This is a genomic window from Mesorhizobium sp. B3-1-6 (assembly GCF_006439555.1).
GTDB lineage: Bacteria > Pseudomonadota > Alphaproteobacteria > Rhizobiales > Rhizobiaceae > Mesorhizobium.
This window is the reverse complement of record NZ_VFTM01000023.1, coordinates 41,425-61,830: the sequence shown is the minus strand read 5'-3', so window position 1 is coordinate 61,830 and position 20,406 is coordinate 41,425. Positions and strand designations below refer to the sequence as shown.

At 63.6% G+C, this 20,406-nt stretch carries 22 protein-coding genes and 1 tRNA gene; 10 read left to right on the top strand and 13 right to left on the bottom strand.

The genetic code is table 11. The features are described from left to right. Positions 1 to 11: 11 nt before the first annotated feature. From FJ414_RS20445 to FJ414_RS20435, 3 genes are all read left to right on the top strand, one after another. Positions 12 to 419 (top strand): GNAT family N-acetyltransferase, encoded by a 408-nt coding sequence (locus FJ414_RS20445; protein WP_140646148.1) that lies wholly within the window; start codon positions 12 to 14, stop codon positions 417 to 419. A 369-nt stretch (positions 420 to 788) separates the two neighbouring features. Next, entirely contained in the window at positions 789 to 2,594 is a 1,806-nt protein-coding gene (locus tag FJ414_RS20440) for an ABC transporter ATP-binding protein (RefSeq protein ID WP_140646147.1), read from the top strand. Between the two features lie 311 nt (positions 2,595 to 2,905). Further along, positions 2,906 to 4,057 (top strand): hypothetical protein, encoded by a 1,152-nt coding sequence (locus FJ414_RS20435; RefSeq protein ID WP_140646194.1) that lies wholly within the window; start codon positions 2,906 to 2,908, stop codon positions 4,055 to 4,057. A gap of 319 nt (positions 4,058 to 4,376) precedes the next feature. On the opposite strand, the gene FJ414_RS20430 is transcribed toward FJ414_RS20435, so the two are convergent. The 4 genes from FJ414_RS20430 to FJ414_RS20415 form a co-directional block, all read right to left on the bottom strand. Beyond that, on the bottom strand, positions 4,377 to 4,865 hold the full coding sequence (locus tag FJ414_RS20430; protein WP_140646146.1) for an NUDIX hydrolase: 489 nt from the start codon (positions 4,863 to 4,865) through the stop codon (positions 4,377 to 4,379). 199 nt (positions 4,866 to 5,064) lie between these two features. Next, a complete protein-coding gene (gpt, locus tag FJ414_RS20425) occupies positions 5,065 to 5,565 on the bottom strand; it encodes a xanthine phosphoribosyltransferase (RefSeq protein WP_095765134.1) in 501 nt (166 codons plus the stop codon). A 124-nt stretch (positions 5,566 to 5,689) separates the two neighbouring features. Continuing rightward, on the bottom strand, positions 5,690 to 6,523 hold the full coding sequence (locus FJ414_RS20420) for a universal stress protein (protein WP_140646145.1): 834 nt from the start codon (positions 6,521 to 6,523) through the stop codon (positions 5,690 to 5,692). An 87-nt stretch (positions 6,524 to 6,610) separates the two neighbouring features. Next, positions 6,611 to 7,351: a competence/damage-inducible protein A gene (locus FJ414_RS20415; protein WP_140646144.1), complete on the bottom strand. Its 741-nt coding sequence runs from the start codon at positions 7,349 to 7,351 to the stop codon at positions 6,611 to 6,613. A 130-nt stretch (positions 7,352 to 7,481) separates the two neighbouring features. Here FJ414_RS20415 and FJ414_RS20410 point away from each other — a divergent pair, with 130 nt between their 5' ends. Together FJ414_RS20410 and FJ414_RS20405 are read left to right on the top strand one after the other, a co-directional pair. Beyond that, on the top strand, positions 7,482 to 8,456 hold the full coding sequence (locus FJ414_RS20410; protein WP_140646143.1) for an alpha/beta fold hydrolase: 975 nt from the start codon (positions 7,482 to 7,484) through the stop codon (positions 8,454 to 8,456). A gap of 181 nt (positions 8,457 to 8,637) precedes the next feature. Continuing rightward, positions 8,638 to 8,910 carry a hypothetical protein gene (locus FJ414_RS20405; RefSeq protein ID WP_140646142.1) on the top strand — a complete coding sequence of 91 codons (273 nt, stop codon included), beginning with the start codon at positions 8,638 to 8,640 and terminating at the stop codon, positions 8,908 to 8,910. Between the two features lie 64 nt (positions 8,911 to 8,974). Here the strand turns inward: FJ414_RS20405 and FJ414_RS20400 are convergent, their stop codons facing one another. The 3 genes from FJ414_RS20400 to FJ414_RS20390 form a co-directional block, all read right to left on the bottom strand. Then, entirely contained in the window at positions 8,975 to 9,214 is a 240-nt protein-coding gene (locus FJ414_RS20400) for a DUF2188 domain-containing protein (RefSeq protein ID WP_095765137.1), read from the bottom strand. 25 nt (positions 9,215 to 9,239) lie between these two features. Continuing rightward, complete coding sequence (locus FJ414_RS20395; RefSeq protein WP_140646141.1) at positions 9,240 to 9,518, bottom strand: DUF982 domain-containing protein; 279 nt, start codon at positions 9,516 to 9,518, stop codon at positions 9,240 to 9,242. Between the two features lie 166 nt (positions 9,519 to 9,684). Further along, positions 9,685 to 10,788, bottom strand: a complete 1,104-nt coding sequence (locus tag FJ414_RS20390; RefSeq protein WP_140646140.1) for an NADH:flavin oxidoreductase/NADH oxidase — start codon at positions 10,786 to 10,788, stop codon at positions 9,685 to 9,687. A 169-nt stretch (positions 10,789 to 10,957) separates the two neighbouring features. On the opposite strand from FJ414_RS20390, the gene FJ414_RS20385 reads away from it, so the two are divergent. Further along, the gene (locus tag FJ414_RS20385; RefSeq protein ID WP_140646139.1) at positions 10,958 to 11,536 is read left to right on the top strand and encodes an NUDIX domain-containing protein; all 579 of its coding nucleotides are present in this window, start codon (positions 10,958 to 10,960) and stop codon (positions 11,534 to 11,536) included. A gap of 65 nt (positions 11,537 to 11,601) precedes the next feature. Here the strand turns inward: FJ414_RS20385 and FJ414_RS20380 are convergent. Further along, positions 11,602 to 11,687: transfer RNA gene (locus FJ414_RS20380), tRNA-Leu, on the bottom strand. A gap of 180 nt (positions 11,688 to 11,867) precedes the next feature. Between FJ414_RS20380 and FJ414_RS20375 the strand changes: the two genes are divergently transcribed. After that, positions 11,868 to 12,095 (top strand): hypothetical protein, encoded by a 228-nt coding sequence (locus FJ414_RS20375; RefSeq protein WP_140646138.1) that lies wholly within the window; start codon positions 11,868 to 11,870, stop codon positions 12,093 to 12,095. A 243-nt stretch (positions 12,096 to 12,338) separates the two neighbouring features. Here the strand turns inward: FJ414_RS20375 and FJ414_RS20370 are convergent, their stop codons facing one another. Next, positions 12,339 to 13,007 (bottom strand): outer membrane protein, encoded by a 669-nt coding sequence (locus FJ414_RS20370; protein ID WP_140646137.1) that lies wholly within the window; start codon positions 13,005 to 13,007, stop codon positions 12,339 to 12,341. 158 nt (positions 13,008 to 13,165) lie between these two features. On the opposite strand from FJ414_RS20370, the gene ade reads away from it, so the two are divergent. Continuing rightward, positions 13,166 to 14,983, top strand: a complete 1,818-nt coding sequence (gene ade, locus FJ414_RS20365; RefSeq protein ID WP_140646136.1) for an adenine deaminase — start codon at positions 13,166 to 13,168, stop codon at positions 14,981 to 14,983. Positions 14,984 to 14,994: 11 nt separating this feature from the next. Here the strand turns inward: ade and FJ414_RS20360 are convergent, their stop codons facing one another. Next, positions 14,995 to 16,158, bottom strand: coding sequence for an alpha/beta hydrolase (locus FJ414_RS20360; protein WP_140646135.1), 1,164 nt, complete (start codon positions 16,156 to 16,158; stop codon positions 14,995 to 14,997). A 106-nt stretch (positions 16,159 to 16,264) separates the two neighbouring features. Next, a complete protein-coding gene (locus FJ414_RS20355) occupies positions 16,265 to 17,341 on the bottom strand; it encodes an alpha/beta hydrolase (protein WP_140646134.1) in 1,077 nt (358 codons plus the stop codon). Between the two features lie 233 nt (positions 17,342 to 17,574). Between FJ414_RS20355 and ilvA the strand changes: the two genes are divergently transcribed. Together ilvA and FJ414_RS20345 are read left to right on the top strand one after the other, a co-directional pair. After that, positions 17,575 to 18,831, top strand: coding sequence for a threonine ammonia-lyase IlvA (gene ilvA / locus FJ414_RS20350; RefSeq protein ID WP_140646133.1), 1,257 nt, complete (start codon positions 17,575 to 17,577; stop codon positions 18,829 to 18,831). After that, the gene (locus FJ414_RS20345; RefSeq protein WP_140646132.1) at positions 18,828 to 19,388 is read left to right on the top strand and encodes a DUF1697 domain-containing protein; all 561 of its coding nucleotides are present in this window, start codon (positions 18,828 to 18,830) and stop codon (positions 19,386 to 19,388) included. The genes ilvA and FJ414_RS20345 overlap by 4 nt, the downstream gene beginning before the upstream one ends. Before the next feature lie 89 nt (positions 19,389 to 19,477). Here FJ414_RS20345 and FJ414_RS20340 read toward each other — a convergent pair whose 3' ends face one another. Both FJ414_RS20340 and gloA read right to left on the bottom strand, forming a co-directional pair. Continuing rightward, entirely contained in the window at positions 19,478 to 19,765 is a 288-nt protein-coding gene (locus FJ414_RS20340; protein ID WP_140646131.1) for a DUF2218 domain-containing protein, read from the bottom strand. A gap of 121 nt (positions 19,766 to 19,886) precedes the next feature. Continuing rightward, on the bottom strand, positions 19,887 to 20,327 hold the full coding sequence (gene gloA, locus FJ414_RS20335) for a lactoylglutathione lyase (protein ID WP_140646130.1): 441 nt from the start codon (positions 20,325 to 20,327) through the stop codon (positions 19,887 to 19,889). Positions 20,328 to 20,406: the final 79 nt, after the last annotated feature.

The following is a 20,406-nucleotide window of genomic DNA, read 5'->3' as shown; positions in this document are numbered from 1 at the left end:
TTGCGCCGCGCATGCAGGATATTGAAATCAGTTTCGACCTGTCGCGGATCGATTTCCGGGCGACCTCCGACCAGCTCATGCAAAGCTATTGGGGAGCGTCGCGAACCGACGAGGCGAACCGTCGCGCCTTCGACAACTCGCTTTGCGTCGGCGCCTATCTCGACGGCAGGCAGGTCGGCTTCGCCCGCGCGATCACCGACTGCACGGTCTTTGCCTATCTTGCCGACGTCATCGTCTGGCCGGAGCGTCGTGGGCATGGCATCGGCAAACGGCTTGTGCAGGCACTGCTAGATCATCCCGATATGAAGACGGTTTCTCATTGGAGCCTCACGACCAGCGACGCTCACAGCCTCTACCAGAAGTTCGGATTCCGGGCGGAAGGGCGCTACATGCGACTGGATCGCTCACCCGCTGCCTGAGGCTTGGCCACAACCCGCCGTTGTTGCAAATTCGTCTCAGTGCTTGGACCAGATGCCATTTCCGTGACGGGCCGACTTGGCGATCGGCTGATGCCTCCCTATAAGGGCGTTTCCGCGATTCCCTTCCGGGAGGACCGTATGGCAGGATTTGACATCGTTACGCGAGGCCGCGAGGCCTAGGTCGGCGCCGGCGCTCCGAGGGTTTCTCGGAGAGCCAGACGCCGAACAGGCGTTTGCCGCTGCCGGTCGCCGCCTTCGGGCGGGCGGCCTACCATACTGAACCTCCCGCTTTCAGAGACGCAACGCGCGGACGCGGGTTTTCCAATTTGATTTTACCGGGACCGGGCTCGTTTGCGCCTGGATGACATCATGGCTCGTTTCAAGATCGATCTGCGCGCGAGCGCCTTTCGCAGTGTGCTTGGTTTTACGTTCAGTCACTGGCGCCACCAGCCGTGGCGGCTTTCGCTCATCATGGGCGCCTTCCTGCTCTCGACGCTCGCCGACGTGCTGACACCCTTTTATTCAGGCCGCCTGGTCGATGCGGTGGCCAGCGGCGCCGGAACCGACGCAGTCGCCTGGAATGCGGCGATGACGGCGTTCTCGACCCTGATGGTGCTGGCGCTGGCAGGCGTCGTGCTGCGCAACGCCGCCTTCCTGTGGATCGTCGAGCTGACGCTGAAGATGATGTCGGACATTGCCGCCGATGCCTTCCATCGGGTGCAGCGCTTCTCGACGGATTGGCACGCCAACAGCTTTGCCGGATCGACGGTGCGCAAGATAACGCGCGGCATGTGGGCGCTGGACCTGCTCAACGACACGATCCTGATCGCGCTTCTGCCGTCGGTCGTCATGCTCGTCGGTTCGACGCTGCTGCTCGGCTGGTTCTGGCCGCTGATGGGGGCTGTGGTGGCCGCCGGTTCGGTGCTGTTCATCGCGGTCACGGCGATGCTGTCGCTCGGCTATGTCGCGCCTGCCGCGCGGCTCGCCAACAGCTGGGACACGCGGCTGGGCGGCTCGCTGGCTGACGCGATGAGCTGCAATGCCGTCGTCAAGGGCTTCGGCGCGGAGGCGCGCGAGGAAGCGCGGCTGGCGCGCGTCGTCGCCAAATGGCGCCTGCGCACCGGACGCACTTGGATGCGCGGCACCGCCAACGGCACCACGCAAGGGGCGCTGCTGCTCCTGATGCGTGCGGCGGTGATCGGTCTTGCTCTCATGTTGTGGGCCTGGGGCCAGGCAAGCGCCGGCGACGTCGCCTTCGTGCTGACCTCGTTCTTCGTGCTGCAGGGCTATCTGCGCGACATCGGCACTCATATCCGCAACCTGCAGCGCTCGATCAACGACATGGAGGAACTGGTCGACTTCCAGTCCGAGTCGCTCGGCATCGAGGACCGCCCCGGTTCTCAGCCGATCCGGATCACCGATGGGCACATCGCCTTCGACAAAGTGACGTTCCACTACGGCAGTCACCTTCTGCCGCTCTATCACGATTTCTCGGTCGATATCGGGGCCGGCGAGCGTGTGGGACTGGTCGGGCATTCGGGCTCGGGCAAGACGACCTTCGTCAAGCTGATCCAGCGGCTTTATGACGTGAATGCCGGGCAGATTCTGATCGACGGCCAGGATATCTCGCAGGTCGAGCAGGCGTCGCTGCGCAGCCAGATCGCCATCGTCCAGCAGGAGCCGATCCTGTTCCACCGCTCGCTTGCCGAGAACATCGCCTATGCCAGGCCCGGCGCCAGCCAGGCCGAGATCGAGCATGCGGCCAAACTCGCCAGCGCGCATGATTTCATCACAAGCCTGCCCAAGGGCTATGGAACCCTGGTCGGCGAACGTGGCGTGAAATTGTCGGGCGGTGAGCGTCAGCGCGTGGCGATCGCCCGCGCCTTTCTGGCCGACGCGCGCATCCTGATCCTGGACGAGGCGACGTCGAGCCTGGATTCGGAATCGGAAGTGCTGATCCAGAGGGCGATGGAGCGGTTGATGATCGGGCGCACGACCCTGGTGATCGCGCACCGGCTCTCGACGGTGCGGGCGCTCGACCGGCTGCTGGTCTTCGATCGCGGGCGTATCGCCGAGGAAGGTTCGCATGACGACCTGATCCGGCTGAACGGCGGCATCTACCGGCGGCTGTTCGAGCGTCAGGCGCTCGAATTGACCAAGGGCCTCGTGGCCTGAGGAAAGGGGACTGCGCCCGGCCCCGGCCGGGCGCAGCCGGAGCATCGTCTTCGGAGCGATCCGCCTGCCAACTCGACTGTTACAACCGCCTTCACGTTATGCGGATATGGCTGCATAATGTTCTATTCAATTTTCTTTCTATACATTGAATATTTTAGTAGTTGCTCTCTTAAATTTGATCGTCTCGCGCTTTTTGAAGCAACATTTGTCGTATATTTACAGAAAAGCAAATCGGATGCGATAGGCGCTGGCCTCCAGGATTTTTTGTTTCTGTAGGAATGCCGGTTGAACGGAGATTTTCTTTGGGAAGCATGACCGGCCCGGGAAAGGTGGCCGCGCCGTCGACGCTGGAATCCCAGCATGGCTCGGTTCGGCCTTTGGCCGCCGGGGATCTCGAGCACGTCGCCGCGCTATTCCTGATGAAGTTCCGCCATCGTCGCCTCCAGCGCGATCGCGCGATCGCGCAGACGGCCGACTACATGAGGGAGCTTTACCTTGATGGGGATGAGAGCAAGGCTCTTGTCCAGATCGATCCGCAGGGCCGCCTGGGTGGCTTCATGGGCGTTCTGAAAGCCCGCTACGAGCTCAACGGAAGCGCATTGAACGCGGCCATCATCGGTCCCTTCATGACCGACTCAAATACCGATCACGGTTGGGCCGGGCCGCAATTGCTGCGTACCCTGCATCAAGGCGAATTCGATCTCTACCTGACCGACTCCGCCAATCGCACATCCTTGGCCTTCGCGCGTCCGATGAAGTATCAGCTGCTGCCGGTGCACTGCCTGGAATGGACCTGTGTTTTCCGGCCGGGCGCCATGGCCGCCGCCGCGCTGCGCCGTAAATGGCCCGGGCTGCCCCGCCTTGCGCTCGATCCCTGCGTGAGAGCATTCGACGCTCTTGCAAGAAGAAGGTTCGAGCCATCGGCCCAGCACTCGTCTTCCCAACGGATCCACCGGGAGCCGATCGATGCGGTCCGATTTGCGGAGCGACTGCCAATCCTTTTGACCGATTACTCCCTGCGACCGAGTTGGAAGGACGGCGAGTTGCCGCGGCTGCTTGCGCTGGCGGCCGAGAAACGAGCCGACGGGCCACTTCATTTCGGCGGGATCTACGACGAAACGGGCAAGATGCTGGGCTGCTACGCTTTTTATGGCCAGGCCGGCGGCGTCGCGAACCTGCTGCAAATCCAGGCGTCCGGATCCCACTGGGGCGCGACGCTGGATGCTCTCATCGCGGCGGCGCGGGATATGGGTTGCGTGGGCATTGCCGGGCAGTCCCAGAGCCGATTCATGCCGCAGCTCTTCGGCCACCAGCATGTGTTCTTCCGCTATGCCGGCGGAACGATGGTTCGCTCGCGCATTGCCGAGGTAGCGGAAGCGGTCCGCTCCGGCGACATCTTCATCGGCGGATTGATGGGCGATCGTTGGACCCGGCTCAGTTCCGATGATTTCGGCCGCGTCTGATGATCTTGCGATATGACGCCATTCCGGATGGAAGGCCACGGCGAAGTTAGTTCCCCAGAAGAGGGATTTTGACCCATCGGCTCTGTTTGCGTTTGGCAGGGGCATGCGTTGGAGATTGGCCTAAACGCCCGTCGCGATCGTCATTCCAGGGCGAAGCAGGAGCGAAGCTCCGTCGCGAAGACCCTGGAATGACGAGGTTGGGGCGGCTTCGACAATCCCCGGCGTTTGCGCTGAAATCCTGCACAAGGCAACGACAGCCCTTCAAAATCCCTGTGTCGGGGAACTAGCCGCTTCACACTTTTCCTGAAATTGCTTTGAATCAGGCGAATTTGCGCGGCGCGGCGCAGAAGCTGGCGATGATCTGGCAAAGGTCGGGCTCGTTGACCATGCGGACGGCTTCGTTCGGGCCAACCCATTTGCGCGTTCGTGCGCGCTTCTCTTTCCAGCGATCCGCGACACGGTCGACATGCAGCGGAAAGACCAGGACCTCGCAAGGCACTTCCTCGCCGGAGGCGAGGACTTTGGCATAGAAATAGCGACCGGCTTCAAGATGCGATACCTTGCCGCGCAACCCGGCTTCCTCGCCTGCTTCACGGGCAGCCGCCTCGCAAAGCGGCTCCCTGGCCTCCGGCCAGCCCTTGGGCAGCACCCAGCGCCCGGTGTCGCGGCTGGTGATCAGCATGATCTCGACGCCGTTCTCGCCCTCGCGCCACGGCAAGGCGGCAACCTGCAGGCGACAAGGCGCGACGCCGAAGAGCCGCCGGACTCTTTCGGCCATCTGGTTGTGCGTCGTTGGCCTCGTCAACATGGTAAGAAGCTGCCCCAAGCCTCCAGAATCGTTTTGCCACCTTACGAATCTTAGGGCGAATTGTGGGCTTTAAAAGTAAAAAACTTCACTCCACCGGAAAACCCCACCAGAAAAAGTCAGTCTCGCAAAGTAGTCGTGCCCGTCAACTCGACCACGCGACGCCGTTTGAGGCAGATTCTCTGGAAAATATGATGGCCGTTCAGCCGGCGTGATCGTCCGCGATCGGCTTCTGATAAGTGAAGCCCATGTCCCAGGGAAAGTAGATCCAGGTGTCCTGGCTGACCTCGGTGACGAACGTGTCGACCAGCGGCCGGCCCTTCGGCTTGGCATAGACGGTGGCGAAATGCGCCTTGGGCATCATGGCGCGCACGATACCGGCCGTCTTGCCGGTATCGGTCAGGTCGTCGATGATGAGCACGCCGGCCCCGTCATCGGCGAGCAGCGGAGGCGAAATCTCCTTGAGGACCTGCAGCTGACCCTGGCTGGTATAGTCATGATAGGAGGCGACGCACACCGTCTCGATGACGCGGATGCCGAGCTCGCGCGCGATGATGGCCGCGGGCACCAGGCCGCCGCGGGTGATGCAGACGATTGCTTTCCACTGTCCCTTGTTGGCGCCGGACAGCCGCCAGGAAAGCGCGCGGGCATCGCGGTGGAACTGGTCCCAGGAGACGGGAAAGGCTTTTTCGGGAAGGGACATGGTTCGCACTCCGCAAGGCGCGCCGTGGCGCGCAGAAACACTGGAATGCAGGCGGAATTAGCCGGAAAGCGCCAGGCTTGGCAAGGGCAGGGCCGGCGATGGCTGTGGACTCAGGAAATACACCCTAACGCGATAGGAAAGCCGCCACGTTCGTGGTGCGCAGCACCGTGCGGGTGACGCCGCCGAACAGAAGCTGGCGCAGCCAGGAGTGACTGTATGCGCCTAGCACCAGAAGATCGGCGCCGGATTCTGCGATCCTGGCCTGAATCATGTCGTCGACCGAAGTGCCGCCGGATTTCTGCACGCAGACGCTGACATTGGCGCCGTGGCGAGACAGCGCCGCGGCGATCTCGGCGCCGGCGGCTTCCGGAGATTCATCCAGCGTCTCCGGCGGATCGATGACGAGAATGTCGGTCTTGTCGGCCTCGGCGATGAAGGGCAGGGCATCGAACGCAGCGCGAGCCGCTTCCTTGCTGCCGTTCCAGGCAAGCAGCACACGTCTGAAGGTGGTGACCAGCGGTCCGGCATGGGGCACGACCAGCACCGGCCGGCCGGCGTCGTAGACCAGCGTGTCGACGTCGGCGCTCGGGTCGCCGCCGGCATCGCGCTGCGCGGCGATGATCAGATCGGCGGCGCGCACGCTCGATATGCCGGTCAGCGCGCTGTCGCCGGAGAAGCTCTCCAGGCTTCGCCATTCGAAGGACAGGCCGGATTCCTCGATCCGCTGCAGGAAATAGGCCTGCAATTTGTCGGCGCGTTCCTTGTTCATCTCGGCCGAGACCTGCAGGAATTCGGTATCCGGGAAGCCGGTGGCCGACGTGTAGGGCACGGGAAGCGCCTCGGCATGGATGCCGACGAGGTGGCTCTCGAACCTGTCGGCAAGCGGAATGGCGCAATCGAGCACGCGCTCGGCGTCCTGTTCGTTCTGCAATATGGCGACGATTGTCTTGAAGCGCATGACCGGTCCCTCAATTGTCTTGCCTGCGCATCCGCGCGGCAAAGGGAACGCCTCAGCGCGTTGACTGGTTCCAGCCGAACCGCCGGGTCAGCCCGCCTCGGCGAACCCCGCCACCATCGCCTCGACGTCCTTGCGCGCGGCCTCGAGGGCTTCCTCGCTGCGGGCGCGGACGACGAGCTCGGTCCAGAACTTGCCGTCGCCATATTTGGGGTACGAGCCGATGATGGTGTCGGGATGCGCTTTTTGGATATCGGCCAGCGGCCCGCCGATCAGGCCTTCGCCGAACGGGCAATGCACGGTCGCCGACAGCATTTTTGTGCCGGCCTTGAGCGTCGGCACCACATTTTCGAGCATGGCCTGGAAGATCGACGGCACGCCGGCCATGACATGGACGTTGCCGATGCGGAAGCCCGGCGCGACGGAGACCGGATTGTCGATGTGGTCGGCGCCGCGCGGCATGCGCGCCATGCGCTTGCGCGCTTCGGTGAATTCGATGCCGCGCCCGGCATAGCTTGCCTCGAGCAGCGCGTAGGCCTTGGCGTCGTATTCGCAGGGCACGCCGAAGGCCTTGGCGATGGAGTCGGCGGTGATATCGTCATGCGTCGGGCCGATGCCGCCGGTCGTAAAGACATAGGTATAGCGGGCGCGCACGGCATTCACCGCGGCAACGATCTCGTCCTCCTCGTCGGGGACGATGCGCACTTCCTTCAGGTCGATGCCGATCGCGGTCATGATGTCGGCGAGGTGGCCGATGTTCTTGTCCTTGGTGCGGCCGGAGAGGATTTCGTCGCCGATGACGAGCATGGCGGCGGTGACGATTTCAGGCATGGCGGGCTCCGGCGCAAAAGGTCGCCTGAGATAACGCGGCCGGCGGCCGGCCGCAATGTGAAAGCCGGATATCCGCTTGTGGCGGCGGCCGTTGCGGATATGGTGCGGTCGGTCGGCCTGGGGTGAAAGCATGCTGATATGGGTTGTCTCGTGGCTGGTTGCCGGCTTGCTCGTTGCGGTGGCCATCATCGTGCTTGCCCTGATGGTTGCGACCTGGCGGATCGCGGCAAAGGCCGAGAGACTGGTGCCGGCTTGCGGGAAATTCGTCGAGATCGACGGCAACCGCATCCACTATGTGGAAGAGGGCGACGGCAGGCCGATCGTCTTTGTGCACGGGCTCGGCGCCCAACTCCACCATTTCCGCCACACGCTGTTCGGGCGCTTCGGCGCCGGCTACCGGCTGATCGCGCTCGACCGGCCGGGCTCCGGCTATTCGGTCCGGGCAAGCGGCGCCACCGGCCGGCTGCCCGAACAGGCGGACATCGTGCGGCGCTTCATCGAGGAATTGCGCCTGGAGCGGCCTTTGGTCGTCGGCCATTCGCTCGGTGGGGCCATCGCGCTTGCGCTAGCGACCGGGCATCCGACAGCGATTTCCGGCATTGCGCTACTCTCGCCGCTGACGCATCTGGACGCGAGGCGTCGTCAGGGATTTGACCTGCTCTATGTTCCGTCCCGGCTGCTGCGCCGCGTCCTGGCCCATACGGTGGCGATACCGCTCGGCCTTCGCTACGCGCAGCCGACGCTGCGGTTCATTTTCGCGCCGCAAGCGGTTCCCGTGGACTACATGATCGGCGGCGGCGGTTGGCTCGGCTTGCGTCCGTCCCACTATTTCGCCACATCCACTGACGTCGTGGCCGTGGAGCGGGACCTTGGCCAGATCGAAAAGCGTTACCGCGACATGGCGATGCCGGCAGGCATTCTGTTCGGCGCCGGCGACCAGGTGGTCGCCGAGGCCGTGCATGGCGAACCGATGCTGGACAAGATCGGGGGCCTCGACTTCGAACGGGTCGAAGGTCTCGGCCACATGCCGCAATTTGCGGACCCCGAACGGGTCGTCGGCTTTATCCAGCGTATCGCCGAGCGCGCCTTCGCCAAGGTGGATTGATTTCGGCCGGCGGCTACGGCAATGCCTTGCGGCTCTTCACGCGGCGTCACGCAAAAGTGTCGGACATTCTGTCCCACCCGGAAATTCCAGGGGAACCTTCCCACCCAACCCAGGGTTTCGTTTTTGTCGCTGTGGGGCTGTGGTCCCACGAACTTTGCGATCAAGAGAATGGAGAAATCCGATGCTTACAAGACTTATTGCAGCTTCGGCGCTGGTGCTGGCCATGGGTGGCGCGGCCATGGCGCAATCATCAGATGACTGGTGGTGGTGGCACCGCGACCATCGTCCCGCCGTGAGCGAGCAGGTGGATCCCTATACCACAGGCAGCATCAACGGAAGCTCCGGGCTGGCTACCTACGGCAGCACCGGTGCTATCGGGCCATGCGCCGACACCACACCCGGTCCGGATGCCAACTCGCAACAGAACGTCAACGACCATTATTGCGGAAAGTAGCGCCGCATAGCCACCGGCGGCCGGCATGAAGCCCATAGGGCTTTGCCGGTCGCGGGGCGGTTCCTTAGTCGGAGACTTCGGTCTGCGGCCGGTCGCGGCCGTCGGCAAGCTCGTCATGCCACGTGCCTTCGGCGTCCTCATATTGGATGCCGTCGGTGGTACCGGCGACCTGCTGCTCGGACGAGGCGATCTCGGCGGCGCGCAGCGCCTCTTGGTGCGTGCGGAAAGTCTCGGAAAACGTTGAGCCGACCTTGTAGGCCCAGCCGCCATCATGCTCGACGATCTTGTAAGTCAGCTTCGCCATGGAATCCTCCGGTTAAGAAGCATGCTCAGTGCAGCTTTCCGTCGGGCAGCCTGTCGTCGGGAACCAGAACTTCCGATTCCCTGGCCGCCTCGACAAGGGCGCGACGTGCGTCCGCTGTCGAACGATAACCTTCTAGCGCTTTGAGGCAAGTGTCGAGAGCATCACGATGGCGATCGCCGCGATTGAGCGGCCAAACAGTCATCAGGCACTCGGCGGCCTCGCGGGTGCTGCTTATATGGCGGTATTTGCCGACATGGCCGAGTTCGACCACCACCGGCTTTTCAAAGGGTTTGTTGTCCATCATGGCCGCCAACGTAAAGCGGCCAAATTGGTTGCAGTTGTGACGAGGATCCTGCGCCCAAACGTCTCAGGACCCTGCCGATTTCCGATTTTGTTTTGACGCAATTCCGGACGGAAGGCCACGGCGAAGCCGCCGAGCCTGACCGTGTCGCACTTTTCCTGGAATTGCTTTAGCCGACGGCCTTCATCCAATGCCGCATCGTCGTCACCGAGCGCGCCAGTTGCGGCGCCGGATGGATTTCCTCGCCGAACGCCGCCGCCGCGCGCCAGCCCCAGCGCGGGTCGGCGAGGAATGCACGCGCCAGCGCCACCATGTCGGCATGACCGTCGGCAACGATCGCCTCGGCCTGGCTCGGGTCGTCGATCAGTCCCACGGCGCGCGTCGGGATACCGGCGCCCTTGCGCACAGCTTCCGCCAGATGCACCTGGTAGCCGGGGCCGGGCGGCACCTGCTGCAGGGGCGAATTGCCGCCGCTGGAGCAGCACAAATAGGCGACGCCCTCGGCCTTCAGCGCCTTGGCCACCTCGATCGCGTCCTCGACGTCGAAACCGCCGTCGACCCATTCCTTCACCGAAAGGCGCGCCCCCAGCATCATGGACGGGGCGGCCTTCCTCACCGCCCTTGCGATTTCGACCACGAAGCGCATGCGGTTTTCCAGCGACCCGCCCCAGCGGTCCGTCCGCTGGTTGGAGAGCGGCGAGAGGAACTGGAAGATCAGATAGCCATGCGCGGCGTGCAGTTCGGCAAAGTCGAAGCCGGCGCGTTCGGCGCGCACGGCCGACTGCGCAAAACGCGCAATGAGTTCCAGGATCTCGTCATCCGACAGCGCATGCGGCACATTCCAGCCCGTGTCATAGGCGATGGCGGAGGCCGAAACCGTCTGCCAGGGGTCTTCGCCAGGCTGCAGCGGACCGCCGCCTTCCCAAGGTTTGCGGTTGGAGGCCTTGCGGCCGGCATGAGCGAGCTGGACGCCGAATTTCGTGCCGGGCGCGGCGACGCGCCTGGCGGCGTCGAGCGTGCGCTTGGCGGCCGCCTCGTTGTCGTCGGAATAAAGCCCGAGGCAGCCGTGCGAGATGCGTCCGCGCCGCTCGACATCGGTCATCTCGACGGTAACCATGCCGGCGCCCGACATTGCCAGGTTCATCCAATGATAGAGATGCCAGTCGCTGGCCGAGCCGTCCTCGGCCGAATACTGGCACATGGGGGCGACCGCGATGCGGTTGGAGAAGGTGAGGCCGCCGAGGGTGATCGGCTGGAAAAGCGATGACGTCATGAAACGGGCTCCTGGGAAGATATCGCTATCTAGGCAGTCGCGGCGCGTCGCGCCAGACACGAGCCGGTGAAACGCCCGCTGGACCAGTCGGTTTCGAGGCCAATCGGTTTCCTGGATTGCGTGCGTCACCTTTCATCGTTACCCCTTTGCCGCGAATACGGAGGTCGCCATGGAAGATCGCATTCGCATCCGTTCGGAGGAGGTCCTTTCGGACGACTGGGCGGTGCTGAAGAAGACGGTGCTCGACTATCGCCGCCGCGACGGGCGATGGGAGACACAGACCCGCCAGACCTACGATCGCGGCGACGGCGCGGTGATCCTGCCCTTCGATCCGCAACGCTCGACCGTCCTTCTGGTGCGTCAATTCCGCTTTCCGGCTTACGCCGTGGGCCACCGCGAGCCGCTGATCGAGGCCTGCGCCGGGCTGCTCGACGAAAACGACCCCGAAACCGCCATCCGCAAGGAGGCGGAAGAGGAACTGGGTTACCGCCTGAAGGATGTCGAGCGGCTGTTCTCGCCGTTCATGAGCCCGGGCAGCGTGACGGAACGGCTCTGGTTCTTCACCGCGCGCTACTCGCCGGCCGACCGCATCTCGGCCGGCGGCGGCGCGCCGGAGGAGGGCGAGGATATCGAGGTTCTGGAAATGCCATTGGACGAGGCGCTGGCCGGTATCGCCGACGGCCGCATCGTCGATGCCAAGACGATCATCCTGATCCAGCATCTGAAGCTCAATCCGATCAAGGTTTGACTCTGTCTCGGCTGCGATGCTTCGGCATTCGGTGGCCTGCCACCCGAAGCTCGAAGAGCGAGGGGTGGTGCGGACGACGGGAATCGAACCCGTACGATCAGAGATCGAGGGATTTTAAGTCCCTTGCGTCTACCAATTCCGCCACGTCCGCAGGCGTGCCCCTTTTCAAATGCCTGATATGAGCCGTCAAGCGATGTTTCCGATCGTCCGCAGTTTACGCGGGCGGCCATCGCGTAGGTTTAATATTAGTGATGTTTAAAATACAAAGCTCTCCAAACCGATCTCATTAGCGTTTGTCTGCGAGCATGTGGCCGGCTTTGATGGTGGAACCATGCGTGGGGCGGGCTGGATCAGAGGGCTACGGGAGGCGGAGGCGCGGCAGCTGCGCTCCGAGATCGATCGGCTCGAGCGGGGACTGATCGAGGCCGCCAATTCGAAGGCCAAATGGAACCTGCATGAAGTCGCGCACACGCTGCGCTGGCAAAAAGCGCGGCTGCGGCGGCTGGAGGAATGCCTCAAGGCGATGCCGGAGGGAAAGACCGTCTCGCGCCGATCCTGACCGGTCGCCCGCAACCTTTCGGCAAACATATCAGCCATGTTCGTCCGCAAGGTGGCAAAGTGGCGCGATCGCGGAATTACGGATTGCTGAAGGAGCGCTAGGTTTGGCCACGCGGCGGATCGATCCGCCGAGGCCGGCGTCTATCAGGCCCCTACCCATTCCCCCGCCCCCTGCGGGCGCCGGCCACCTGAATTTTCAAGACATGCGGGAGGGGTGTTCCGCATCGTCGCGGCGCCGCGAGCCTCAGAACTTATAGCTGAAATTCACGCCAAGCGTCTGCAGCTTCACGTCCTGATCGCGGTCGGCGAAGGTGTCCGGCGCATCGAAATGCTCCTTGCCGAAATCGTAGTAGCGGTATTGCGCGCCGACGACGACATTGTTGGTCAAGGCATAGTCGACGCCGGCGCCGAGGGTCCAGCCGGTGCTGGTGCGGGTTCGGGCAAAGGCCGAGCCTGCCGCCGCCTGCGAGGTTTCGATGCCGGCGAAAGCGACGCCGCCGATGCCATAGATCAGCACGCGATCCATGGCGTAGCCGGCCTTGGCATTGATCGATCCGAACCACTTGACGTCGGTGCCGAATGTGTTTGCCGGCCCGGCGCCGGCGGTGCCGTCGATCGAGGCGTAGTTGAGATCGGCCTCGGCGCCGATCACAGCCTGGTCGAACTGCCAGAGCCCCGCGACATGGCCGCCGACGAAACCGCCGTCGATGTCGGGCTTCACCGAAAACGGGCCGCCATCGTCGCCGGTGATTTCGGACCGGCCCCAGCCATAGCCGGCCTGCATGCCGGCATAATAGCCGGTCCAGTCGAAGCCGGCTGCGGTCATCGGCAGATCGCTACCCAGATCCGCCGCCCGGGCAGATCCGGACAGCAGGGCAAGAAAGCCAGCACTGGCGAACGTCAGTCGACGCATCGAGCGCTCCGAAATGGCGGTTTCGAACAACTCCTCGCAACAGACTAGCTCCATTCGCCACGAAACGGAATTGCATCTCTGCAACAGTGGTTTACGACCTGACGCTCTGGCTCCGGACGCCGACATTTGCCAAAGTGGCCCATGCAGAGGACTCGCCGATGACGAACGCCAAGCCGACAAGCGCCGCAAAGCCAAAGCCGTGGACGGAGGTGGCGACACATCTGGTCGACGTCGCGATGGGCCGAAAGCCGGCCGATCTGGTCATCCGCAACGGTCGCTGGGTGAACGTCCATTCGGGCGAGATCATCCCCGGCACCGATATCGCGATCGCCGCCGGCCGTTTCGCCTATTGCGGGCCGAACGCCGGCCATGCCATCGGGCAGGGAACGAAGGTCGTCGATGCCGGCGGGCGCTATCTGGTGCCCGGCCTTTGCGACGCGCACATGCACGTCGAGAGCGGCATGGTGACGGTGACGGAATTCTGCCGCGCGGTCATCCCGCACGGCACGACCTCGATGTTCATCGACCCGCACGAGATCGCCAATGTGCTTGGATTGCCGGGCGTGCGGCTGATGCATGACGAGGCGGTCGCAATGCCGATCAACGTGCATGTGCAGATGCCGTCCTGCGTGCCCTCGGCGCCGGGGCTGGAACATGCCGGCGCCGAATTGACGGTCGCCGACGTGGCCGAGGCCATGACCTGGGAAAACATCATCGGCCTCGGCGAGGTGATGAATTTCCCGGGCGTCGCCGCCAACGATCCGGTGATGTCGGGCGAGATCGCCGAGACGGTCAAGGCCGGCAAGACGGTCGGCGGGCATTATGCATCGCCTGATCTCGGCCTGCCGTTCCATGGCTATGTCGCGGGCGGGGCGGAGGACGACCATGAAGGCACACGTGCCGAGGATGCGATCGCGCGTGTGCGCCAGGGCATGAAGGCGATGCTGAGGCTGGGGTCGGCCTGGTACGACGTCGCGGCGCAGATCAAGGCGGTGACGGAAGGCGGCATCGACCCGCGTAGCTTCATCCTGTGCACCGATGACAGCCATTCCGGCACGGTCGTGCATGAAGGCCATATGGACCGGGTGGTGCGGCACGCCATCAGCCAGGGCCTGAAGCCGGTGACGGCGATCCAGATGGCGACGCTCAACACCGCGCAGCATTTCAGGCTGGAGCGCGAGATCGGCTCCATCGCGCCCGGACGGCTCGCCGATCTGCTGATCGTTTCGGACCTTGCCCAGATGACCATAGATGAAGTCTATGCCCGCGGTGTCCGGCTGGCGAAGGGCGGCAAGCTGGAGATCGACATTGCGGCCTATGACTATCCGCAATCGGCGAAGAACACGGTCAAGCTCGGCAAGAAGCTCGCGGCGAAGGACTTCGACATTCCCGCGCCGCAGGGCGCCAACGAGGTGCGGGCGCGGGTGATCGGCGTGATCGAGAACCAGGCGCCGACGCGCGCTCTGGAAGCCGACCTGCCGGTCGAGGACGGGCTGGTCGCCATGGATCGCCGCAACGACATCTGCCAGATCGCCCTGGTCGAGCGGCATCGCGGCACCGGCGGCGTCACCAACGCCTTCGTTTCCGGCTTCGGCTATGTGAAAGACTGCGCGATGGCGTCCAGCGTGGCGCATGACGCGCACCACATCATCGTCGTCGGCACCAACAAGGAGGACATGGCTTTGGCCGTCAACCGGCTGAGCGAGGTGGGCGGCGGCGTCGTGCTTTATTCCAAGGGCAAGGAACTGGCGCTGGTCGAGATGCCGATCGCCGGCCTGATGTCCGACGAACGCGCCGAGATCGTCGCGGCCAAAGCCGAGCAACTGACCGAGGCGATGCGCAAGGTCGGCTGCTCGCTCAATAACGCCTATATGCAGCACTCGCTGCTGGCGCTGGTGGTCATTCCGGAACTCAGGATCTCGGACGTCGGCCTTGTCGACGTGACGACGTTCCAGAAGGTCGATCTTTTTATCTAGACTAGGGCAAGTCATCCGCCGGTGGCGATGGTCAGCACCTTGAACGGCGTGGTGATGACGACCTCGGCGACCGAGCCGACCGCCTTGCCGAGGCCCTGGCCGATATTGTTGAGCTGCACCGGGTCGGGCTCGTCCGAAGCAAGCCCGGCCGGCGTGCGCAGCCGGTTGCCCAGCAGTTGCACCAGGATCGGGTTGTCGGCGAATTTGGCATGGTTCAGGCCGCCGTCGCCGCCCTTGGCCTGGGTCAGGTCGACGACCGTCACGCCATAATTGGCGAGATCGGCCGCGTTGCCGTAGTCGCCGACGCGCGGTTTGTCGCCGGAAATGAAGCTCGACAGCTTCAGCGCCCGGTCGTCGCCCGAAAGCAGGATGGCGAAAGGCTTGTCGGGCTTGCCGTAGCGGATCATCTGCTTCTTGAAGACATCGACGTCGATGTCGGGCGAGGCGAGGATGACGTAGCCGAGCTTGCCATTGAGATCGCGGTCGCCGGTGATGGCAAGCTGGCGCAGCGCCTCCATCGTCAGCCAGGTGCCCATCGAATGGGCGATGATATCGATGCTCTTGACCTTCGTCTTGGCAAGCATCCGCAGCGTCGCCTCGAGGTCGTCGCGCGCGGCGGTCGAACTGTCCTTGTCGTAGATGTAGCCGGTCGCCTTGGCGCTCGACGCCCATGAGAACAGCACCGGCGTACCCGGATATTTGGTGTCGTGCGCGATCTGCGTCAGCCGATAGATGCCGTCGTCAAAACCGTTGTTGAAGCCGTGCACGAACACCAAAGCGCGGTCGCCGCGCATGGAAATGTCGGCGCCGACCGCCTTGGCGAATTGCTGCGCGTCGCCATAGTGGACGACATCGGTGGCGGTGAACTGCTTGGCCGGGTTAGAGTCGGCCGAGCCCTTGGCGCGCTCGATCGCGCCGACCTGATGGATCTTCGGCACGGTGACGTCGACGCGGGCATAGAGGGTGGTCAGCGAACGGTCGCCGTCGAAGACCTGGCGCGGATCCTTGGTCGCCTGCTGGCGGGTCGTGGCGACGAAGATCTCGTGTGTGCCGGCTATGTCGGAGGCAGACGCCGCGACCGCCTTGCGGTTGAGCAGGTCGTGCGTGGGACCGGCGCAGCCGGCGAGGGCGAGCGTGAAGGCAAGGCCGACAACGATCTTCACATGCACAGTCACCCGGGATCCCCCAAGGGCGGCAAACCTCTCTATTACTCCGATAAAGCCAGAGAGCGGCCGGGTCCAGTTCAAAGTCCCTACGGGCGCGGAACCCGCACCGATACGGTTACTGCGCAGCCAACTGACGGATGCGGTCCGTCACATCACGATCGCTGGCAAAGCCATCATCCTCGCGCAGACGCTGTCCGATCATCTGCACCATCATCGGGTTGTCGGCGAATTTGGTGTGGTTGAAGCTGTCAGCGCCCTTGACCTTGGAAAGGTCGACCACGGTGACGCCGTAGGAGGCGAGATCGGCGGCATCCCGATAATCGCCGACGCGCGGCCGCGAGCCGGCGATCAGGCCGGAGAGCCTCAGCGCCCGGTCGTCGTCCGACAGGAGCAGGATGAAGGGCTTGTCCGGCTTGCCATAGCGGCGCATCTGGCTCTTGAAGACGTCGACATCGATGTCGGGCGAGGCAAGCACGACGTCGCCGAGCTTGCCGCTGAGATCGCGGTCGCCGGTGATGGCGAGCTGGCGCAGCGTCTCCATCGTCACCCAGGTTCCCATCGAATGGGCGACGATGTCGATGCGCCGGGCGCCGGTCTGCGCCAGCATCCGCAACGTCACCTCCAACTGGTCGCGGGCGGCGGCGGCGCTTTCCTTGTCATAGACATAGTCGGTGGTCTTGGCGCCGGAAGCCCAGGAGAACAGCACCGGCGTGCCCGGATAGCCGGAATCGTGGACGATCTGGGTCAGTCGGTAGACGGCGTCGTCGAAGCCGGTGTTGTAGCCGTGGACGAAAACCATGACGCGGCCGCCGCGGGCGTCGATGTCGGCGTTGAGGGCGCTGGCGAATTTCGGCTGCGTGTCGTAGCCGACGACTTCGGAGGCCATGAAATACTTCGTCGGGTCGTTCGACTTGCCGCGCGAACGGCGCTCGATCTGGCCGGTCTGGTGAATGGGGGGAACGGTGACGTTGACACGCGCATAGTTGAGCGTCGCCGAGCGTTCGCCGTCAAAAACCTTGTTCGGGTCGTCGGAGCGCTTGCGGGTCGTGGCGATGAAGATCGAGTGGTTGCCGGCGATCTCGGTCGCCGTCGTCGGCACGACGACGCTGCCCAGGATTTCCTGCGTCTGGTGGCCCGCGCAGCCTGCTATCAGCAGGGCAAAGGCAATGATCAGAATTGTCTTCAACCGCACGTCGACACTTTCACTGGCAATTCCATTCCGGCCACGATTGGCCGTCCACCTCCGCGAAAACCTCCCGGACAGCCGAAGTGCGGCTAAAGTAAGTCGTGTCCAGCGGAAATTGGCTCAGCGTCGGGCGGCGGCCATCGCACTGTTGCGCGAAAGCCAAAACGGCGGCAGGAAGATTGCCGGCACGGGTCATTGCCATTCTGCCGCGTGCCGACTGTCGAAACGAGGGACTTTCAGTGAACAGCTTTTCCGCCCGCGTTGCCGTGGCCGCCGAAGCGATCCGCGGAATCTTCACGGAAACGCCGCTGCAGGAGAACAACTATCTGTCGAAGAAGACAGGCGCCCGCATCCTTTTGAAGCGCGAGGACCTGACGCCGGTGCGTTCCTACAAGATCAGGGGCGCCTTCAACTTCTTCCGCAAGGCGCTCGCCGCCGGCAACAATGCCGAACTGTTCGTCTGCGCCTCGGCAGGCAATCACGCCCAGGGCTTTGCCTTCGTCTGCCGCCATTTCGGCAAGAAGGGCGTCGTGTTCATGCCGGTGACGACGCCGCAGCAGAAGATCGACAAGACGCGGCTGTTCGGCGGCGATTTCGTCGAAATCAGGCTGGTCGGCGACTTCTTCAACGATTGCTATCGCGCCGCCTTCGAATTCACGGAAGCCGCTGGTGCGCATATGGTGCCGCCCTTCGACCACAAGGACATCATCGAGGGCCAGGCGACGGTCGCCCACGAGATCGCGGCCCAGATGCCGAGCGCCCGCGTGCCCGACATCGTCATGCTGCCGGTCGGCGGTGGCGGACTGGCTGCCGGGGTGACGCATTATTTCGCCGATCAGCATCGCGATCCGCGCTTCGTGTTCTGCGAGCCGGCGGGCGCGCCAAGCCTGCGTGAGAGCCTTGCCGGCGGCAAGCGGGTCAAGCTCGCCAAGGTCGACAATTTCGTCGACGGCGCCGCGGTGGCCGAGATCGGCCGGGAGCCGTTGCGCCATCTCAAGGACTTCACCGCCGATGCCGTCCGCCTCGTCCCGGAGAACCGGCTCTGCGCCACCATGATCGAGATGCTCAATGTCGAGGGCGTCGTGCTGGAGCCCGCCGGAGCGCTGGCGATCGACGCGCTCAAGGATTTTTCACGCAAGGAGATCAGGGGCAAGACCATCGTCGCTGTCGTCTCCGGCGGCAATTTCGATTTCGAGCGGCTGCCGGACGTAAAGGAGAGGGCGCTGCGCTTCGAGGGGCTGAAAAAGTATTTCATTATCCGCTTCCCGCAACGACCGGGCGCGCTGCGCGATTTCCTCGAAATGCTCGGCCCCGACGACGACATCGCCCGCTTCGAGTATCTGAAGAAGTCGGCGCGCAATTTCGGTTCGGTGCTGATCGGCATCGAAACCAAGGACCGGCGCAATTTCGACCTGCTGAAAGCCAACTTCGACGCCGAAGGCGTGCAATATCAAGACATCACCGACAACGAGACGCTGGCGGGGTTCATCATATGAGCGCAAAAACAAGCACGGTCTTCGTCGCGCTGTTTTCCGGCATCAATGTCGGCGGCAACCGCATCGTCAAGATGGCGGAGCTCAAGGCCTTCTTCGAAAGCCTCGGCTTCGCCGACGTCGCGACCTATGTGCAGAGCGGCAATGTCGTGTTCCGGGCGAAGAAGGAGGACGCGGCGACGCTGACCAGGGAGATCGAGGCGGCCTTCGAGAAGGAATGGGGCTTTCATTCGCGCATCATGGTGCGTGATGCCGGCTGGTTCGAGCGGCTGGTGAAGGACAATCCCTATCCCGAGGTCGCCGGCGAACCGACCAAGCTCCATGCCTATGCGTTGGAGCGCGAGCCGACCGCAGAGGAGACACAGCGGCTCTCCGACAAATGCACCGGCCCCGAACGCTTCGAGATCAAGGGCGACGTGCTTTACCTGCATGCGCCGGACGGGCTCGGCAAATCGGTCTTCGCCAATCTCATTGCGCGCACGCTGAAGGTGCCGGGCACGGCACGCAACTGGCGCAGTGTGATGGCGCTGCTCGAAATGGCCGGCAAGGCCGGCGGCTGACCAATCATTGTGCGCAATTCCGGACGGAAGGCTACGGCGAAGTCGCCGAGCCTAGCCGCGAAGCACTTTTCCTGGAATTGCTTTGGAACTTAAGCGGCCTTTTGCCAGTCGAAGCTCAATTCCTCGCGGAAGGCGAAGCGCTTGATATGGTCGGCGACGACGCTCTCCAGCCGCCCCAGCGAAGCTTCGTCGTCGGCGGCCAGAGCGATGTGCAGGGCCTTGTCGTCGGCGTCCATCACGGTGCGGCCGATCGAGAGCTGGATGGCGCCGTGCTGCGGGTCGAACTCGACCGGGAATTTATGCGACCAGTGCTTGCAGAGCTGCTGCAGGTAGCGGCTGGCATGTTCGGTGGCGACATCGGCGCGGCTGATCGGCATGAAATTCTCCTGGCGGATGAAGAAACGCCAGCCTGGATGAGGCTGGCGCCAATTCCGGATAGATAAGCAAGGCCTGGCGGAATGCCAGCGGTCGCCGGTCAAATCGGCGTGGAGCGCCGGCTTACCAGACGCCCGTGTTTGCCATCGAGGCCCACGGTTCGGCCTTTGCCTTGGCGGGACCTTTCTGCAGGAGTTCGATCGAGATGCCGTCCGGCGAGCGGATAAACGCCATGTTGCCATCGCGCGGCGGACGATTGATGGTCACGCCATTGTCCATCAGCTTCTGGCAGGTGGCGTAGATGTCGTCGACCTCATAGGCGAGATGGCCGAAATTGCGGCCGCCCTTATAGTCTTCCGGGTCCCAATTGTAGGTCAGCTCGACCAGCGGCGCCTTTTCATTGGTGCCGCTCTGCTCGTCTTCCGACGCGGCGAGGAAGACAAGCGTGTAGCGGCCCTGCTCGTTCTCGTAGCGGCGCACCTCCTTCAGGCCGAGCTTGTTGCAGTAGAAATCGAGCGACTGGTCGATATCGGCGACGCGGACCATTGTGTGCAGGTAACGCATGGCGGCTTCCTCAAAGTGTTGGGTTGCGGGGCACCATAGGGGCCGTCCGGGGAAAGGGCAATCGTCCGACAATAGCGGC

Excerpts from the sequence above, each read along its gene's own strand:
- FJ414_RS20445 (WP_140646148.1), top strand. The coding sequence starts at position 12 with ATGCAGGATATTGAAATCAGTTTCGACCTGTCGCGGATCGATTTCCGG.
- FJ414_RS20440 (WP_140646147.1), top strand. The coding sequence starts at position 789 with ATGGCTCGTTTCAAGATCGATCTGCGCGCGAGCGCCTTTCGCAGTGTG.
- FJ414_RS20435 (WP_140646194.1), top strand. The coding sequence starts at position 2,906 with ATGACCGGCCCGGGAAAGGTGGCCGCGCCGTCGACGCTGGAATCCCAG.
- FJ414_RS20430 (WP_140646146.1), bottom strand. The coding sequence starts at position 4,865 with ATGTTGACGAGGCCAACGACGCACAACCAGATGGCCGAAAGAGTCCGG.
- gpt (WP_095765134.1), bottom strand. The coding sequence starts at position 5,565 with ATGTCCCTTCCCGAAAAAGCCTTTCCCGTCTCCTGGGACCAGTTCCAC.
- FJ414_RS20420 (WP_140646145.1), bottom strand. The coding sequence starts at position 6,523 with ATGCGCTTCAAGACAATCGTCGCCATATTGCAGAACGAACAGGACGCC.
- FJ414_RS20415 (WP_140646144.1), bottom strand. The coding sequence starts at position 7,351 with ATGCCTGAAATCGTCACCGCCGCCATGCTCGTCATCGGCGACGAAATC.
- FJ414_RS20410 (WP_140646143.1), top strand. The coding sequence starts at position 7,482 with ATGCTGATATGGGTTGTCTCGTGGCTGGTTGCCGGCTTGCTCGTTGCG.
- FJ414_RS20405 (WP_140646142.1), top strand. The coding sequence starts at position 8,638 with ATGCTTACAAGACTTATTGCAGCTTCGGCGCTGGTGCTGGCCATGGGT.
- FJ414_RS20400 (WP_095765137.1), bottom strand. The coding sequence starts at position 9,214 with ATGGCGAAGCTGACTTACAAGATCGTCGAGCATGATGGCGGCTGGGCC.
- FJ414_RS20395 (WP_140646141.1), bottom strand. The coding sequence starts at position 9,518 with ATGATGGACAACAAACCCTTTGAAAAGCCGGTGGTGGTCGAACTCGGC.
- FJ414_RS20390 (WP_140646140.1), bottom strand. The coding sequence starts at position 10,788 with ATGACGTCATCGCTTTTCCAGCCGATCACCCTCGGCGGCCTCACCTTC.
- FJ414_RS20385 (WP_140646139.1), top strand. The coding sequence starts at position 10,958 with ATGGAAGATCGCATTCGCATCCGTTCGGAGGAGGTCCTTTCGGACGAC.
- FJ414_RS20375 (WP_140646138.1), top strand. The coding sequence starts at position 11,868 with ATGCGTGGGGCGGGCTGGATCAGAGGGCTACGGGAGGCGGAGGCGCGG.
- FJ414_RS20370 (WP_140646137.1), bottom strand. The coding sequence starts at position 13,007 with ATGCGTCGACTGACGTTCGCCAGTGCTGGCTTTCTTGCCCTGCTGTCC.
- ade (WP_140646136.1), top strand. The coding sequence starts at position 13,166 with ATGACGAACGCCAAGCCGACAAGCGCCGCAAAGCCAAAGCCGTGGACG.
- FJ414_RS20345 (WP_140646132.1), top strand. The coding sequence starts at position 18,828 with ATGAGCGCAAAAACAAGCACGGTCTTCGTCGCGCTGTTTTCCGGCATC.
- FJ414_RS20340 (WP_140646131.1), bottom strand. The coding sequence starts at position 19,765 with ATGCCGATCAGCCGCGCCGATGTCGCCACCGAACATGCCAGCCGCTAC.
- gloA (WP_140646130.1), bottom strand. The coding sequence starts at position 20,327 with ATGCGTTACCTGCACACAATGGTCCGCGTCGCCGATATCGACCAGTCG.